This window comes from Serratia sp. NA_112.1 (assembly GCF_052691715.1).
Genome location: NZ_JBQZFO010000014.1, coordinates 1 through 14,632, shown reverse-complemented (window position 1 = coordinate 14,632; position 14,632 = coordinate 1). Strand labels below are relative to the sequence as shown.

Here is a 14,632-nt window from a genome sequence, read left to right as displayed (position 1 = left end):
CGTGATGACCATGACGCCGTTCGCCAGGTTCGCGAGCGCCTGGCGGAACGACCTGTCCGAGACCGGCTCGTTTAGGGCCGCCGACTTACGCATCATCGCTCACTCGCAACGCGGTCGACCCAGCCCCGGTAGAACGCACGGTACTTGAGCACGAGCTTATCGTACTTGCTGTACGCGCCGCCGCCGTCCGGCTTCATCCCGTTCCAGATTTTAACGTCGAACTTCGCCGCCTGTCGGGTCTGCAGCCCGAACAGCACGTAGTCGGTCGCGCGGCGCAAAGCGCCCCCCACCTTCTTGATCGAGATGAGCATGTGCATGACGTTCTTGCCGTCGCTCACCGGCGTCACACACTGGAGCAGCTTGTATTTGAAGTCTCCGTCCAGGGAGACGGTCATGACGCACCCACCGGGGTAGCCATCGAAGTGCAGGTTCATCTGCGACATGTTCAGGCCGAGCACACGTGCCAGCATGCCGAAGACCCCGAAATACCGGTCCACGGTGAAGTCTATCCCGGCACCGAACCACGCGCCCGCCTGTGCCAGAGACTCAACCTCCGGCCACGGGTGCCAATCGTCAAACAGCTTGAGCTCGAAGGCCGAGATCGGGAGCTCATGCACGGGGGACGCGTGTTGCGCGTCGTAGAAGTTCTCCACGATCCGCAAGACAGCCGTCGTTGTCTCGAACGCGAAGTGCAGGTGCATAAAGTCGCCGTTGTCGACGTCGGCTGCGGCGATTTCGGGCAGCGGGTGCAGTGGCTCTGGAGAGCCGTACCAGACCCATACGTAGCCGTATCGCTCGGCGGTAACCAACGTCGGCTGGCGCACCGAGCGCGGCACAGGCTCCAGCCGACGCACCGTCTGGTTGTGACCGGGGATATGAACGCACTGGCCCTGCTCGTCGTACCGCCAGTGATGAAACGGGCACTGGATGCACCCGTCCTTGACCTGTCCGTCGGCCAAGTTCGCGCCGAGGTGCGAGCAGTGGCGGTCCATCACCACGGCCTGCCCCATCGCGCCGCGCCACGCCACGCACGGACGGCCGAAGAGCGTCAACTCCGTCGGCTTGTCCTTGAGGTCGTCCGAACGCATCGCGACGTACCAACTCGCGGCCACGCTCGTGGTCGCGTCGTACACCCTCGAAGGATGTTCCTCGACGCTCGTTTGAACCCATTGAATGTCGCTCATCATTTTTGTGTCCTCGACGGCCGATTACTTCTTACGAGTTAAGCTGATACGGGTCGTAATGTACGCCTTGAGCAGCGCGAACATCGGGTTGTAGTCGAAGTACTTTTTCACCTCTGCCGGCGCGCTGGTTTGTGTCCAGTGCATCAGCTTCATCGCCGGCAGTAAACTGTACTTCGAGTTGTTGAGCTGCGGCTTGTCCCCGGTGATGCAGTACCCGAAACCGAACATCTGCTTGGCGAAGTCTCGTTCGTCGATGAGGGCGTGGATCCGCGCCGCGGCCTCCCCGGACGGTTTGAGCCCGGCGCTTACGGCCTCGATCTCGGCCTTGGCGTCGTTGAACAACTGGTAATACCCCTCCATGTCTGCGCACAGGTACCCGAGGTACGGGGGGTCGTTGTCGAGATGATCGAGGTCGCCCTCGTCGCGCGAAGCACGGAACCTCGCGTGGGCTTGGACGAGCCGGAACTGCCCGAGGATCGTGCCGACTGCCCACAGCCTGTGGAACGCGTCCCACAAGCGGAAGTCCGTGAACGCCGTGTAGCAGCAGCTGACGAAGTCGTCATTGTGGTCCAAAAGCTTTTGCTGCAGGCGTTCGATGTACTCGAAGCGATCAGGGGAAAAGTCATCATCGCGTAGCGCCTTGATAAGGCGCGCCGCGAGCGCGTGGATGGTTACCGCAGTGTTCTCGAGCCCCCGGGAGAAGAGCGGGTCGATAAACCCGTTCGCGTGCAGCATCAGGCAGTAGCGATCGCCGATGCAGGTGGTCGACGAGAACTGCAGACGGTCGGTCTTGATCCAGTCACGCACCGGCACAGCGTCGCGGAACTGCGCCCCGATGCTCGGGAACCGCGCGAGGAACTCGTCGAACTCTTGCTGCGCGGAGATGTCCGTTTTCGGGTAGACACGCGGATCAAGCTGCAGGCCGACGCTCACCAGGTTGTTGGTCGACCGCGGGTGGTTGTTGAACGGGATCACCCAGAGCCAGCCCCCCTCGAACATGTGGTGCAAGGTCCCCTCGTGCCAGCGCCAACGCTGCCCCTTAACCTTGAAAATATCGTCGAACGGCTTGACCCCGAGCATGTGCGTGTAGAGGCTGCGCGAGTGCGTCTTGAAGCGACACGGCTCTTCGCGAAGATTGAACTTGGTCGCGAGCGGTGCGCGGGGTCCTCCACAGTCGATCATGTACCGGCCGGTGAACCGTTCGTCCTCGGCTGTGGTCACCGCGACGCCGTCTTTATCGGCGTGATATTCGGTCACTTTAGTCTTCTGGCGGACCGTGCAGCCGTATTTAATGGCAGCTTGCAACAGGTAGGCGTCGACGTCTTGCCGGTAATAATGGCTTTCCGGTCCCCAGGGCAACTCGGGGATGACGCACTGTGTGAACTCCTTCGGGTCGTGCTCCTGGCCGGGTTTGTGGAACACGAAGCCGAAGTTGCGCTTGATGCCCGTACTCGACGAGACGTAACGCTGCGTCGAGTAGAACGACGTGATGTGGTCGAGCTCCGGAATGCCGTAGCGATCGGCGATGATGCGGTTCATAAGAGACGTCTCGGGAATCGACGATTCGCCGATGGTGAACCGCGGGTGCGAGGACTCCTCGATGATCAGCACGCGAAACTGCTGTTTGGCCAGGATAGCTCCCATCTGGGTGCCGGACATGCCCGAGCCGAGGATGATCACGTCGAAGTGGTTGTTATCGCGCCCGTTCGCGGGGCTCTTCTGAGTCATGGAGGCAAATCTCCTTATGAAAGGGAACAGATGGACGCGCGTCAGGACGCGTTGAGAGCGGCGCGGATGCGGGAGCGCGCGTCAAGCGTGAGCGTGGCCAGATCGCCGAGCATGCTGGGCGCGTACCCCCCACTGCCGATTGCCGGGCCGCTTCGCCCGACTTCGTACACCCGCTCCGCCAATTGAACATGAGGTGCCCGGAAGCGCAGCAGGACCACGAAGACCCGGTTGAGGGCCGCCAGCCCGGCCCGGACGGGTTCACCCTGCGCACCGGCCGCTCGCGCCTCACCGATCGCGCGGTCGACGAGCGACGACTTCCCAGCGAACCGAGCGTAGACCGCCCGGTACGCGGGAAGCACATAAGGCAGGTACGTCTCTTTGAATTCTCGATAAGCCTGGTGGTCCGATTGCGAGCCCCACAGGACGTGATCCATCACGAAAAGGGGCATTTCTACGGCGCCGGGGCCAAGGTAGCTCTGGCCCCCGACGCGAATCGGTTCGTAGAAGGGACGTAGCTCATCGTAGAAAACCTGCGGCGAAATGAAGCGGTACGCATAGACAATCGATTCGACCATTTTTTGCAGATAGGCTGCCAGCTCGTCGCACCCTTGCGCGAACGCGGGCGATCTCAGGGGCACCTCGTGCAGCTCGACGGTCACCGTGATGGCCGCCTCGAGGGCCGCCATCGAGATGCGCACGCTCTCGAGCAGGTGCACTTCGTCGCTGAGCCCAGTGTAGCTCCGCTGCGCGTCGGCTGCCGCGGGGTTCCAGACCGTCACATGCAGGAGCGTCTCGCGCGGCGGCAGGTCGGTCATCCGCGCCAGGTCGAGCAACACCGGCTCGAGCCCGGGCACCACGTCCACCGGCTCGTGTCCGTGCCGCTTGAGCGACCCCAGGAAGAACCCAATGTCCCGCATCGCGGCGGCAGCTTCGACGAAGCCCCAGCCGGAGGGCACGCCGTGCACCGGGAGGAACTCACGCAGCAGGCCGACGATGCCGGGCACGTCCTTGTTACGGTTCAGGTTCGGCAGTTGCAGAACGAGCGAGCGGGCCTGCAGCGGATCGCAGGCCGCCACGGCAGCGTGCGTGGCCGCGAATACGCATGCTCGGTCCAGAGCGCGCTCCACTACCGGAACCCCGGCGACGCGGGCGTCGGCCCGGATCGAGACAGCCCCACCTCCCCCTCTCGCAGCGACCGCAGGTAGTCATAATTCGTCGGCAGGCTCGCCCGCAGACGCTCGGCCTCACGCTGGATGCGGGCGAACATCACCTCGGCCTTTTCGATCGACTCCGGTCGCAGTTGCAAGAGCGGCAGCGACCGGTCGGGCAGCATGCCCAGGCCGGCAAAGATGCAGTAGTAGTTCCCGTTCAACCAGAAGTTCTTGAATTCGAAGTCGAAGGTCTCATAGTACGTGGAATCGTCGAACGACGTGGTGGTCAACGGCAGCCCCGCCTTGTAGCGCTCAATCTTCTCTTTGATGGCGTCAGAGAGCCGCAGGTCGTGACGGTTCGCGAGCCAGAACGGCGTGTCTTCGCGCGACGTGGTGAAATAGTGCGCCTGAACAAAGTCTCGGCAGTCGTCGAACATGTAGACGATCTCGGCGTTGAACGCGTCGGCCAAGCGCGGGTCGAACGCGGTGTCGGGGAAGTGCTTCACGAGTTGGTAAAGCGCCGCGTAGATGAAGTAGATCCCCGTCGATTCCAGGGGCTCCAAAAAGCACGACGACAGCCCGATAGAGACGCAGTTGTTGACCCACGCCCGCTTGTTGCGCCCGACCCGGAACTTGATCTGGTTGAGCGGCTGATTGTCCGAGAGGCCCCACAGGTTGAGGAAGTCGGTGGTGGCCTGGTCGCGGGAGGTGAACTTGCTCGAGAAGACGTAGCCGCTGCCGAACCGGCCCAGCATCGGGATCTTCCAGGTCCACCCCGAGTTCATGGCGATCGAGGAGGTATAGGGTTCGACCCCCACTTGCGCGTCGTCGTTGGGTACGGCGCTGGCGACCGCGCTGTCGCACAGCAAGTAGTCGGACATGTCAATGAAGGGCTCTTTCAAGGCCTGGTTGATCAAGAGCCCCCGCATGCCGGAGCAGTCGATGAACAGATCCGCCTCCAGCTTCCGGCCCTCCTTGGTGATCAGGCTGGATATGAAGCCGTGCTCGTTCAGGTTAACCTCCACGACCTCATCGACCACTCGGTTCACCCCGCGATCGACGGCCCAGCGCTTCAAGAAATCGGCCACCAAGTGCGCGTCGAAGTGCCACGCATGGGACATCTGACGGGTGCCGTCGTGCAGGCAGGGTGCCAAATTGCCGTCGAGCGCCCCGGGCTGCGGGTAGCAGGCGTACGCCATCGACTGCTGAAAGCCCTGTTCGCGCTTGCGCAGCCAGTAGTGGGTAAGCGGCACGCCGTCGCAGCTCGGCACATTGCCGAACAAATGGTAGAAGTAATCGTTACGCGAGTGGTCGGGAGACATTCTCCAATTAACGAACTTGATGCCAGCCTTGAACGCACCGTTCACCTGGGGCATCCACTCCTGTTCCGGTATCCCGAGGAAGTCGAAGAACACCTTCTGCAAACTCGGGATGGTCGCCTCGCCCACGCCGATCCGGGGGATCGCCGCAGATTCGATGAGCGTAATGTGCGCCTGCTGTTGGAGCGCCCGGACGAGGTATGAGGCGGACATCCAGCCCGCAGTACCGCCGCCCACAATGACGATATTCTTGATCGGTTTGCTCATGACACTCTCCCATAGGAAGTAGTGGAGATGTTAAATTAGGTTCTAATTCAGACTAGAATCTAATCTAAAAAGTGCAAATTCCGTTTCAGAATTAACTCTGCGATATATCCTCACACGAGTCGCCCCCTCAAAACCTAATTACCCACAACCCCACCACCGGTTAAAAAATATTATTTTCAACCGGTTATAATTACGGGTAAAGCAGGAAAAACAAGAACACCTCATTATTCTAAATAATAAAATCAACCCTTGTAACGCCCCTGCCCACCTCCAAGTAATTTACGCACAACACATTATTTTTACTGTATTTTTACAATAAAAAAGGCAACACACCTTATCCAAAAGATCATGCTCGAAGTTTTTAATCACTGCCAGTTCAGACTTGGCCTGTTCCTTAAATAAATATCCTATCGATTAGATATTAATGTATTATTAATCGTTAGCACGCTTACAATTGCAATAATTAAAAACCCAGTTAGTTATAGGTGATGCATTAGCAACTTGCCAGCAAAAAAAAAATAATCGGTCTCTACTCATACGTTACTTATGTATAAAAATATCCGTAGAATAATATTATTTGCAAAATCAAGCATTCAGTCTAAAAACAATTATCCATCTAATTTTCATACGAATACTCAACGACATTCGGAAATTTTTTTCTGCCTCAAATACCCATCCATTGACATATCGTCGAGGGGAATCCTGGTGGGTATAATGCCTTCTCCCCACAGGCTGCCACGCCACAGCGAATCCACTGTTGGTACACCAGCATTGAGCGAGGTGTGATCAATGTGTTTAAAGGTTTGAGCTGGGATTATAAAAGCAGCAGTCCATGTCAATTTGATAAAAAAATCATCGTGAACAATCTGGTGAGCTATAACCGTTGGGAGTTCAACTTCGCCCCGCCATCGCCGTCAACTAAAGTACTTAACAATCAACATAGCGCCGGAAGCAAACAAGATCACATTGATGAGCTTGAGGAATTGCTCACGCGACATCTTCAGCGTGAAGTAACGGCCCAGGATAATCCCCACCAGCATGCCCGGCACCAGCACTAGTGCCAGCAGTAATAAGTCAACGTCCAGATAAACACCCGCCAGAGCAAAAATGACCACCCGAGTCAGGGTACTCATACCAATCAGCGTGGTTTGGGTTATGCGGAAAGCCTCTTTTTTCTCGATCCGGCCGCTGAGATAAATGGCGTAGATAAAGCCACCGCTGCCAAATAGTGCGCTGAATATTCCCCCCACCAAACCAAAAGGCACGGCCGCTCTGGGTGAAAATTGCCGAGCGGGCTTTAAACCACTGAGTGAATAGAGCGCGTAGAACACCACAAAAACCCCCAGCGCCAGCAACAGAATTTCGGGTCGAGTCTTTAGCAGAATCGCTGCCCCCAACAGGCTGCCGATAACCATCAATGGGACCAGCCTTTTTAATTCAGGCCATTGGGCATTCCGCCCATCGCGACTGACGTTAACAATAGCCGCGCACATATCCAGCAGAGCCAGCAACGGGACGATTTTCGCCACCGGCATATAGAGTACCATTATCGGACTGGCGACTAACGCGGAACCAAAACCGGCAATGCCGAAGATCACATAAGCCACTAATAGTGTGGCGGCCAGCACCAGATAACCGGAAAGCGTTAAGGTTTCTTGCATATCAGTTGTTCCCAATCCATGAACATTTTTGAGCCAAACGGCAAAACCTTCGGCCTGAGCCGGCAAAATTTAGTCCATGGCGGCGTTTTTGACCACCTGACCGTTGATGTTACTATAGGCAGATCACAATAGAACGCGACGACGTTTAAGGACGATATTTGAGTATGGGAAGCACATTCGCTGTATGGCGGCTGATTGCCGTGTGCGTAATCAGTCTGGGATTACTGGGGTGCGGCTCCGGAAAGAAATCGAACAGCTATGACCGCGATTATGATCGGTTGGCCAGAGGCAGCTATAACGGCAACACTTATACCGTCAAACGTGGCGATACGCTCTTCTACATTGCCTGGATCACCAACAGCGAAGTCAGCGAGTTGGCCCGGCGCAATAAAATCCCCAAACCCTACAACCTCAAGATTGGCCAAAAGCTGGCATTAAATAACGCGACGGCAAAGAAAGGCAAGACACGCAAAACACAGTCAACCAGCCAGATTGCAGCCGTTGCGCCACCGATCCGCAGCAGTATCAAATGCTGGCGCTGGCCCACCCAGGGCAACATTATCAGCAAGTATTCGACCGCCGACGGGGGCAATAAAGGCATCGATATCGCCGGTAGCCGCGGACAACCGGTCTTTGCCGCAGCCAAAGGACGGGTGGTGTATGTCGGCAACCAACTGCGCGGTTATGGCAATCTGATTATGATCAAACACAATGATGAGTACATCAGTGCCTATGCCCACAACAATACCCTGTTGGTTCGCAATGCTCAGGAAGTGAAAGCCGGGCAGAAGATTGCCACCATGGGCAGCACAGGAACCGATAAGGTGATGCTGCACTTCCAGATCCGTTATCGTGCTACCGCATTGGATCCGCTGCGCTTCCTGCCGGCTCAGGGTTCTTCCCCTTCCTGCTGAGCCCGATACGATAAAAAACCCGCCATCAGGCGGGTTCAGACTGATGACAAACCTCATTCCTGCCCAGAGCGAGTAGAGGCCGATAAAAAAAAATCAGGAAAATCAATTTATTGATTTTCGGCTGCTCACCACAAAGCAGGAAAAACCACGCTTTTTCCTGCTTTGTCAGCAACCTAAACCCGCCATCAGGCGGGTTTATTCGTCATAACGATCTCGCCCAAAAGTGGTTAAGAGTCTGTTATCTGCCTGGCCTTGCCAGACAAGAACTCTTTCTCGAAGGCCAAAGCCTTTTTACTGTCGAACTGATGTTCCCATTTTGCTACCACCAGCACCGCCAGCGCATTGCCTACCACGTTCAGTGCGGTCCGCGCCATGTCCAGGATTCGATCTACGCCGGCGATAAACGCCAGACCCTCTAACGGGATCCCCACACTTCCCAGCGTCGCCAACAGCACCACAAAGGAAACACCCGGCACACCGGCAATCCCCTTGGAGGTAAGCATCAGCGTCACCACCAGCACAATTTCCTGGCCCAGGGACAGCTCAATCCCATACAGCTGCGCAATAAAGATAGCGGCAATGCTCTGATACAGCGTTGAACCGTCCAGATTGAAGGAGTAACCGGTCGGTACTACAAAACTGGTGATCGCCTTCGGCGCGCCATAAGCCTCCATCTTTTCAATGATACGCGGCAACACCGTTTCCGAACTGGCAGTGGAAAAGGCCAGGATCAACTCATCCTTCAGGATGCGGATCAGCGTCCAGATACGCAGGTTACAGAAACGGGCGACTGCCCCCAGTACCACCAACGCAAAGAAGACAATCGCGAGGTACACCAGCAGTACCAGTTTGGCCAGGGGTAACAACGAGGCGAAGCCAAAGTTGGCCACCGTCACTGCAATCAGACCAAACACCCCAATCGGCGCATAACGCATAATCATATGCGTAACTTTAAACATGCTTTCGGAAACCGCTTTAAACACCTTCAGCAATGGCTCTTTGGTTTCTTTCGGTAGTGACGACAGACCCAGGCCAAACAGCACCGAGAAAAAGATAATCGGCAGCATGTCGCCTTTCGCCATTGAGGCGAAGATATTTGACGGGATCAACGACAAAATGGTGGCAACCAGGCTGTGTGAGCCACTTTGCACCTGCTCGGTGGTTTGTTCATACTGCGAGATATCCACCGCAGTCAGCGTCGACATGTCGATGCCATGACCGGGTTGAAAAACATTAGCCAACGTCAGCCCGACCACGATGGCAATAGTAGTGATTACTTCGAAGTAAATAATGGTTTTCAACCCGAGCCGGCCTAACTTTTTCGCATCCCCCACTCCGGCAATACCCACCACCAGCGTCGAAATAACGATCGGCACCACAATCATCTTAATCAGGCGGATAAATATATCACCGGCCGGGCTGAGAATATTACTGACCAACCACTCTCGGGATTCAGTTTGATTATGGAGCACCGCCCCAACGACAATACCCAACGCCAATGCAATCATAATTTGCCAGGCAAGACTTATTTTTACACTCTTCATACCCAAAAAGTCCTCAAAGACTCTTTTCGGCACATTTATAATAACGCGCCGAAAAGAATACTTAATCATTTAATACAGGCTTATGTTAATAACCAGGAGGCGCCCACCTGCCCTTAGTGCAACGCTGTCTAAATCTGTACCATTTGGACAGCATGGTCTGCAAGACTTGTTTTAGCTGGCTTTTCTGTAAATCACACCCCATACAGAATCTGATTGTCAATTTCGAAAGGCATAATTTATTGTAATTAAAAGCATAATTTCCTGTGAAATATCTCACAGAACCTTCCAAGACCCGGCGTTCCAAGGTGGATAAAAGTACGTTAACTTTCGCTAATCCTGCATATTTAGTCTGATGATTATGTTTCTATTATGTTACGCGTAAGTTTTTAAAATGAAAAATAATGATGATCATCGTCTGGAGAAGCCACACTCTATTTAATTAATAACAATTTCTAGGCGCTTTACTTATAGCAATTCAGTCAAACTATATTCCTGAATAGTTTAAATGCGTTCTTTATATTCACTATTATCTATAAAACGTACATTCATGACCGAATTGGTTATTCTTTTTAGTTCTTTATATAACGTTTTCTGACTAAAACTTCCTATCTAACCGTTTTCTCCCGCCAAACAGGTAGATACCCCACACAAATGGGGTAGAACTATTACAAATCAATATCTTCGTTGCGTGATCTGCCGCCCAAAAAAGAAACAAAGAATCGGAGCAAACTATACTTAACCTTCATTTGACATATCATTAACAACTTCAAGGAGAAAAGCCATGAGCCAAGTGCATAAACACGCTATTCCTTCTGCAATTGCAGAACACGCCCTGATTAATCCGACGCAATACCAACAATATTATCAACAATCTGTGCAAGACCCAGAAACGTTCTGGGGTGAGCAGGGAAAAATCCTCGACTGGATAAAACCTTATACCCGGGTAAAAAACACCTCATTCGATCCGGGCCATATCAGCATTCGCTGGTTTGAAGACGGCACCCTGAACCTGGCAGCCAACTGCCTCGACCGCCACCTGGCCGAACGCGGCAACCAAACCGCCATTATCTGGGAAGGTGACGATCCCACCCAGTCAAAACAGGTGACCTATAAACAGCTGCACCATGATGTCTGCCAATTCGCCAACGTGCTGAAAAAACTGGGCGTCAAGAAAGGCGACGTCGTAGCTATCTATATGCCAATGGTGCCGGAAGCAGCTGTCGCCATGCTGGCCTGCGCCCGCATCGGGGCCGTACATTCGGTGATCTTTGGCGGTTTCTCGCCGGAAGCCGTGGCCGGGCGCATTATTGATTCTAACTCCAAACTGGTTATCACCGCCGACGAAGGCCTGCGCGCCGGACGCGCGGTTCCGCTGAAGAAAAATGTCGATGACGCGCTGAAAAATCCAGGCGTGAAAAGCATTACCAACGTCGTCGTGTTCCAGCGTACCGGCAAACCGGGTTACTGGCAGGAAGGCCGCGATCTGTGGTGGCATGAACTGACTCAGGGTGTGTCAGCCGACTGTCCACCAGAAGAGATGAATGCGGAAGATCCGCTGTTTATCCTTTATACCTCTGGCTCGACCGGTAAACCCAAGGGCGTGTTGCACACCACCGGCGGTTATCTGGTGTATGCCGCCATGACCTTTAAATACGTCTTCGATTACCACGACGGCGATGTGTATTGGTGTACCGCCGACGTCGGTTGGGTCACAGGCCATAGCTATCTGTTATACGGCCCGTTGGCCTGCGGTGCCATTACCCTGATGTTTGAAGGGGTGCCCAACTACCCTGGCGTTAACCGTCTGTCACAGGTGATCGACAAACACCAGGTCAATATCCTGTATACCGCTCCTACCGCCATTCGTGCCCTGATGGCCGAAGGTGACAAAGCTATCGAAAGCACCCAACGCGACTCACTGCGCATCATGGGGTCGGTCGGCGAGCCAATCAACCCGGAAGCCTGGGAGTGGTATTACAATAAAATCGGCAACGGCAAATGCCCGATCGTCGACACCTGGTGGCAGACCGAAACCGGCGGCTTTATGATCACCCCACTGCCCGGAGCCACCGAGTTGAAAGCCGGTTCCGCTACGCGGCCGTTCTTTGGTGTTCAGCCGGCGCTGGTCGATAATATCGGCACTGTGCAGGAGGGTGCCTGTGAAGGCAACCTGGTGATCACCGACTCCTGGCCAGGGCAGGCTCGCACGCTGTTCGGCGACCACGATCGTTTCGAACAAACCTACTTTTCCACCTTTAAAGGGATGTATTTCAGCGGTGACGGCGCACGCCGTGACGAAGATGGCTATTACTGGATCACTGGCCGTGTCGATGACGTACTTAACGTGTCTGGCCACCGTCTGGGGACCGCCGAGATCGAGTCGGCCCTGGTCTCCCACCCGAAAATTGCCGAAGCGGCGGTGGTCGGTATTCCACATAACATCAAGGGCCAGGCGATTTACGCCTATATCACGCTGAATCACGGTGAAGAACCGACGCCTGAGCTATATACCGAAGTACGTAACTGGGTACGTAAAGAAATAGGACCGATCGCCACACCGGACGTGCTGCACTGGACAGACTCTCTGCCAAAAACGCGCTCCGGCAAGATCATGCGCCGCATCCTGCGCAAAATTGCCGCCGGTGATACCAGCAATTTGGGTGATACCTCAACGCTAGCGGATCCGGCCGTAGTCGATAAGCTGTTGGAAGAAAAACAATCAATGAAAGTTCCGTCGTAATTTCCGCCGCCTCAGGCCGAGCAGCGGGAAAATAACCCGGTGTTCGGCATTAAGCGCGGCGTACTCTATCAATACCTACTGGAGATGCTCTGATGAATGACACCATTTATCAAGGGATTGAGGAAAACCCGCGCTTTATAAAACTGGTGCGAAAACGTAGCCGATTCGCCTGGCTGCTTTCACTGATTACACTGGCGCTGTACGTCAGCTTTATTTTATTGATCGCCTTCGAACCACAGTGGTTGGGCACACCGATCGCTGAAGGATCGACCATTACCCGCGGGATCCCGGTAGGTGTCGGCCTGATCGTGATCTCTTTCGTGTTGACCGGGATCTACGTATTCCGCGCCAACGGCGAGTTCGATCGCCTGACTGCAGAAATTTTGCGTGAGGTGAAGAAATGAGGCCTTTATTGTCTGTCGCCGCCCTGCTGATGCTGCCGGGCCTGGCTTTTGCCGATGCCATCAGTGGCGAAGTACATCGCCAGCCGTTGAACATTCAGGCGATCGTGATGTTCGTGCTGTTTGTCGGAGCCACGCTGTACATCACCTACTGGGCTTCCAAACGAACTCGTTCACGGCAGGACTATTACACCGCCGGCGGCAAAATCACCGGCCTGCAGAACGGTCTGGCGATTGCCGGCGACTTTATGTCAGCCGCTTCTTTCCTGGGTATTTCCGCACTGGTGTACACCTCTGGCTATGACGGGCTGATTTACTCCATCGGCTTCCTGATCGGCTGGCCGATCATTTTGTTCCTGATTGCGGAACGCCTGCGCAACCTGGGCCGCTATACCTTTGCCGACGTGGCTTCCTACCGCCTGAAGCAAAAACCCATCCGCACACTTTCGGCCTGCGGTTCACTGGTGGTGGTCGCGCTGTACCTGATTGCACAGATGGTTGGGGCCGGTAAGCTCATTCAGTTGTTGTTCGGTCTCAACTACCATGTGGCGGTGATCCTGGTCGGCATCCTGATGGTGTTGTACGTCTTGTTCGGCGGCATGCTGGCAACCACTTGGGTACAGATTATCAAAGCGGTATTGTTGCTGGCCGGTGCCAGTTTTATGGCGCTGATGGTGATGAAGTCGGTCAATTTTGACTTCAATACCCTGTTTGCCGAAGCCGTGAAGGTGCATCCGAAAGGCATAGCTATCATGAGCCCGGGTGGCCTGGTTTCTGACCCCATTTCTGCGCTTTCGCTGGGGTTGGCACTGATGTTTGGTACCGCCGGCCTGCCGCATATTCTGATGCGTTTCTTTACCGTCAGCGACGCCAAAGAAGCCCGCAAGAGTGTGTTCTATGCTACCGGTTTTATCGGTTACTTCTATATCCTGACCTTTATTATCGGCTTCGGCGCGATTTTATTAGTCGGCCCTAATCCGGCGTTCAAAGATGCAACCGGCGCGCTGTTAGGCGGCACCAATATGGCGGCGGTGCATTTGGCCAACGCCGTCGGCGGTAACTTCTTCCTCGGCTTTATTTCGGCGGTCGCCTTCGCCACCATTCTGGCGGTGGTTGCCGGCCTGACGCTGGCAGGGGCTTCTGCGGTATCTCACGATCTGTACGCCAGCGTGATTAAAAACGGTAAGGCAACTGAACGTGATGAACTGCGGGTTTCCAAAATTACCGTGATCATCCTGGGCATCGTGGCCATTGCGCTGGGGATTTTGTTTGAGAAACAGAACATCGCCTTTATGGTCGGGCTGGCCTTCTCTATCGCTGCCAGTTGTAACTTCCCGATTATCATTCTTTCGATGTACTGGTCACGCCTGACCACTCGCGGCGCCATGGTTGGAGGTTGGCTTGGCCTGCTGACGGCGGTGCTCCTGATGATCCTTGGCCCGACAATTTGGGTACAGATCCTGGGACACGAAAAAGCCATTTACCCTTATGAGTATCCGGCACTGTTCTCGATGCTGGTCGCCTTTATCGGCACCTGGCTGTTCTCGGTCAGCGACAGCTCACTGGCCGGGCAACAGGAACGTGAACGCTTCCGTGCCCAGTTTGTTCGTTCGCAAACCGGACTGGGAATTTCCCAGGGCAGTTCGCATTAAAAATAAACCAGTGGGTTCAGCATGCTGAACCCACTGTTACTGAACCTAAGCCAATAGGTTCTTCACTAAGG

General features: G+C 54.9%; 10 protein-coding genes and 1 pseudogene. 5 read left to right on the top strand and 6 right to left on the bottom strand.

Going from position 1 to position 14,632, the window contains the following annotated elements; translation table 11 throughout:
• Positions 1-92: 92 nt before the first annotated feature.
• Genes ACUTQ5_RS20015 through ACUTQ5_RS20000 form a run of 4 tightly spaced genes read right to left on the bottom strand, consistent with a single transcriptional unit; the run spans position 93 to position 5,649 of the window.
• Entirely contained in the window at positions 93-1,187 is a 1,095-nt protein-coding gene (locus ACUTQ5_RS20015; RefSeq protein WP_445652664.1) for a Rieske 2Fe-2S domain-containing protein, read from the bottom strand.
• A gap of 21 nt (positions 1,188-1,208) precedes the next feature.
• Positions 1,209-2,912, bottom strand: a complete 1,704-nt coding sequence (locus tag ACUTQ5_RS20010; protein ID WP_445652663.1) for an NAD(P)/FAD-dependent oxidoreductase — start codon at positions 2,910-2,912, stop codon at positions 1,209-1,211.
• A gap of 41 nt (positions 2,913-2,953) precedes the next feature.
• Entirely contained in the window at positions 2,954-4,039 is a 1,086-nt protein-coding gene (locus ACUTQ5_RS20005; RefSeq protein WP_445652662.1) for a monodechloroaminopyrrolnitrin synthase PrnB family protein, read from the bottom strand.
• On the bottom strand, positions 4,039-5,649 hold the full coding sequence (locus ACUTQ5_RS20000; protein ID WP_445652661.1) for a tryptophan halogenase family protein: 1,611 nt from the start codon (positions 5,647-5,649) through the stop codon (positions 4,039-4,041). Before ACUTQ5_RS20000 ends, ACUTQ5_RS20005 begins: the two co-directional genes overlap by 1 nt.
• A 773-nt stretch (positions 5,650-6,422) precedes the next feature.
• Between ACUTQ5_RS20000 and ACUTQ5_RS19995 the strand changes: the two are divergent.
• A pseudogene (locus ACUTQ5_RS19995) lies at positions 6,423-6,543 on the top strand (DUF4942 domain-containing protein); the annotation flags it as partial.
• Positions 6,544-6,563: 20 nt separating this feature from the next.
• On the opposite strand, the gene ACUTQ5_RS19990 reads toward ACUTQ5_RS19995, so the two are convergent.
• The gene (locus tag ACUTQ5_RS19990; RefSeq protein ID WP_445652660.1) at positions 6,564-7,310 is read right to left on the bottom strand and encodes a sulfite exporter TauE/SafE family protein; all 747 of its coding nucleotides are present in this window, start codon (positions 7,308-7,310) and stop codon (positions 6,564-6,566) included.
• 164 nt (positions 7,311-7,474) lie between these two features.
• Between ACUTQ5_RS19990 and actS the strand changes: the two genes are divergently transcribed.
• A complete protein-coding gene (actS, locus tag ACUTQ5_RS19985; RefSeq protein ID WP_445652659.1) occupies positions 7,475-8,224 on the top strand; it encodes an amidase activator ActS in 750 nt (249 codons plus the stop codon).
• Between the two features lie 227 nt (positions 8,225-8,451).
• On the opposite strand, the gene gltP is transcribed toward actS, so the two are convergent.
• On the bottom strand, positions 8,452-9,768 hold the full coding sequence (gene gltP, locus ACUTQ5_RS19980) for a glutamate/aspartate:proton symporter GltP (RefSeq protein ID WP_445652658.1): 1,317 nt from the start codon (positions 9,766-9,768) through the stop codon (positions 8,452-8,454).
• Between the two features lie 781 nt (positions 9,769-10,549).
• Here gltP and acs point away from each other — a divergent pair.
• From acs to actP, 3 genes are all read left to right on the top strand, one after another.
• The gene (gene acs / locus ACUTQ5_RS19975) at positions 10,550-12,508 is read left to right on the top strand and encodes an acetate--CoA ligase (RefSeq protein WP_445652657.1); all 1,959 of its coding nucleotides are present in this window, start codon (positions 10,550-10,552) and stop codon (positions 12,506-12,508) included.
• 92 nt (positions 12,509-12,600) lie between these two features.
• Positions 12,601-12,912, top strand: coding sequence for a DUF485 domain-containing protein (locus ACUTQ5_RS19970; protein WP_445652656.1), 312 nt, complete (start codon positions 12,601-12,603; stop codon positions 12,910-12,912).
• Complete coding sequence (gene actP, locus ACUTQ5_RS19965) at positions 12,909-14,561, top strand: cation/acetate symporter ActP (protein ID WP_445652655.1); 1,653 nt, start codon at positions 12,909-12,911, stop codon at positions 14,559-14,561. Before ACUTQ5_RS19970 ends, actP begins: the two co-directional genes overlap by 4 nt.
• The last annotated feature ends 71 nt before the right edge of the window (positions 14,562-14,632 follow it).

Coding starts and splice junctions, on each gene's coding strand:
- gltP (WP_445652658.1), bottom strand. CDS start 9,768: ATGAAGAGTGTAAAAATAAGTCTTGCCTGGCAAATTATGATTGCATTG.
- actS (WP_445652659.1), top strand. CDS start 7,475: ATGGGAAGCACATTCGCTGTATGGCGGCTGATTGCCGTGTGCGTAATC.
- ACUTQ5_RS20015 (WP_445652664.1), bottom strand. CDS start 1,187: ATGATGAGCGACATTCAATGGGTTCAAACGAGCGTCGAGGAACATCCT.
- ACUTQ5_RS20010 (WP_445652663.1), bottom strand. CDS start 2,912: ATGACTCAGAAGAGCCCCGCGAACGGGCGCGATAACAACCACTTCGAC.
- acs (WP_445652657.1), top strand. CDS start 10,550: ATGAGCCAAGTGCATAAACACGCTATTCCTTCTGCAATTGCAGAACAC.
- actP (WP_445652655.1), top strand. CDS start 12,909: ATGAGGCCTTTATTGTCTGTCGCCGCCCTGCTGATGCTGCCGGGCCTG.
- ACUTQ5_RS19970 (WP_445652656.1), top strand. CDS start 12,601: ATGAATGACACCATTTATCAAGGGATTGAGGAAAACCCGCGCTTTATA.
- ACUTQ5_RS20000 (WP_445652661.1), bottom strand. CDS start 5,649: ATGAGCAAACCGATCAAGAATATCGTCATTGTGGGCGGCGGTACTGCG.
- ACUTQ5_RS19990 (WP_445652660.1), bottom strand. CDS start 7,310: ATGCAAGAAACCTTAACGCTTTCCGGTTATCTGGTGCTGGCCGCCACA.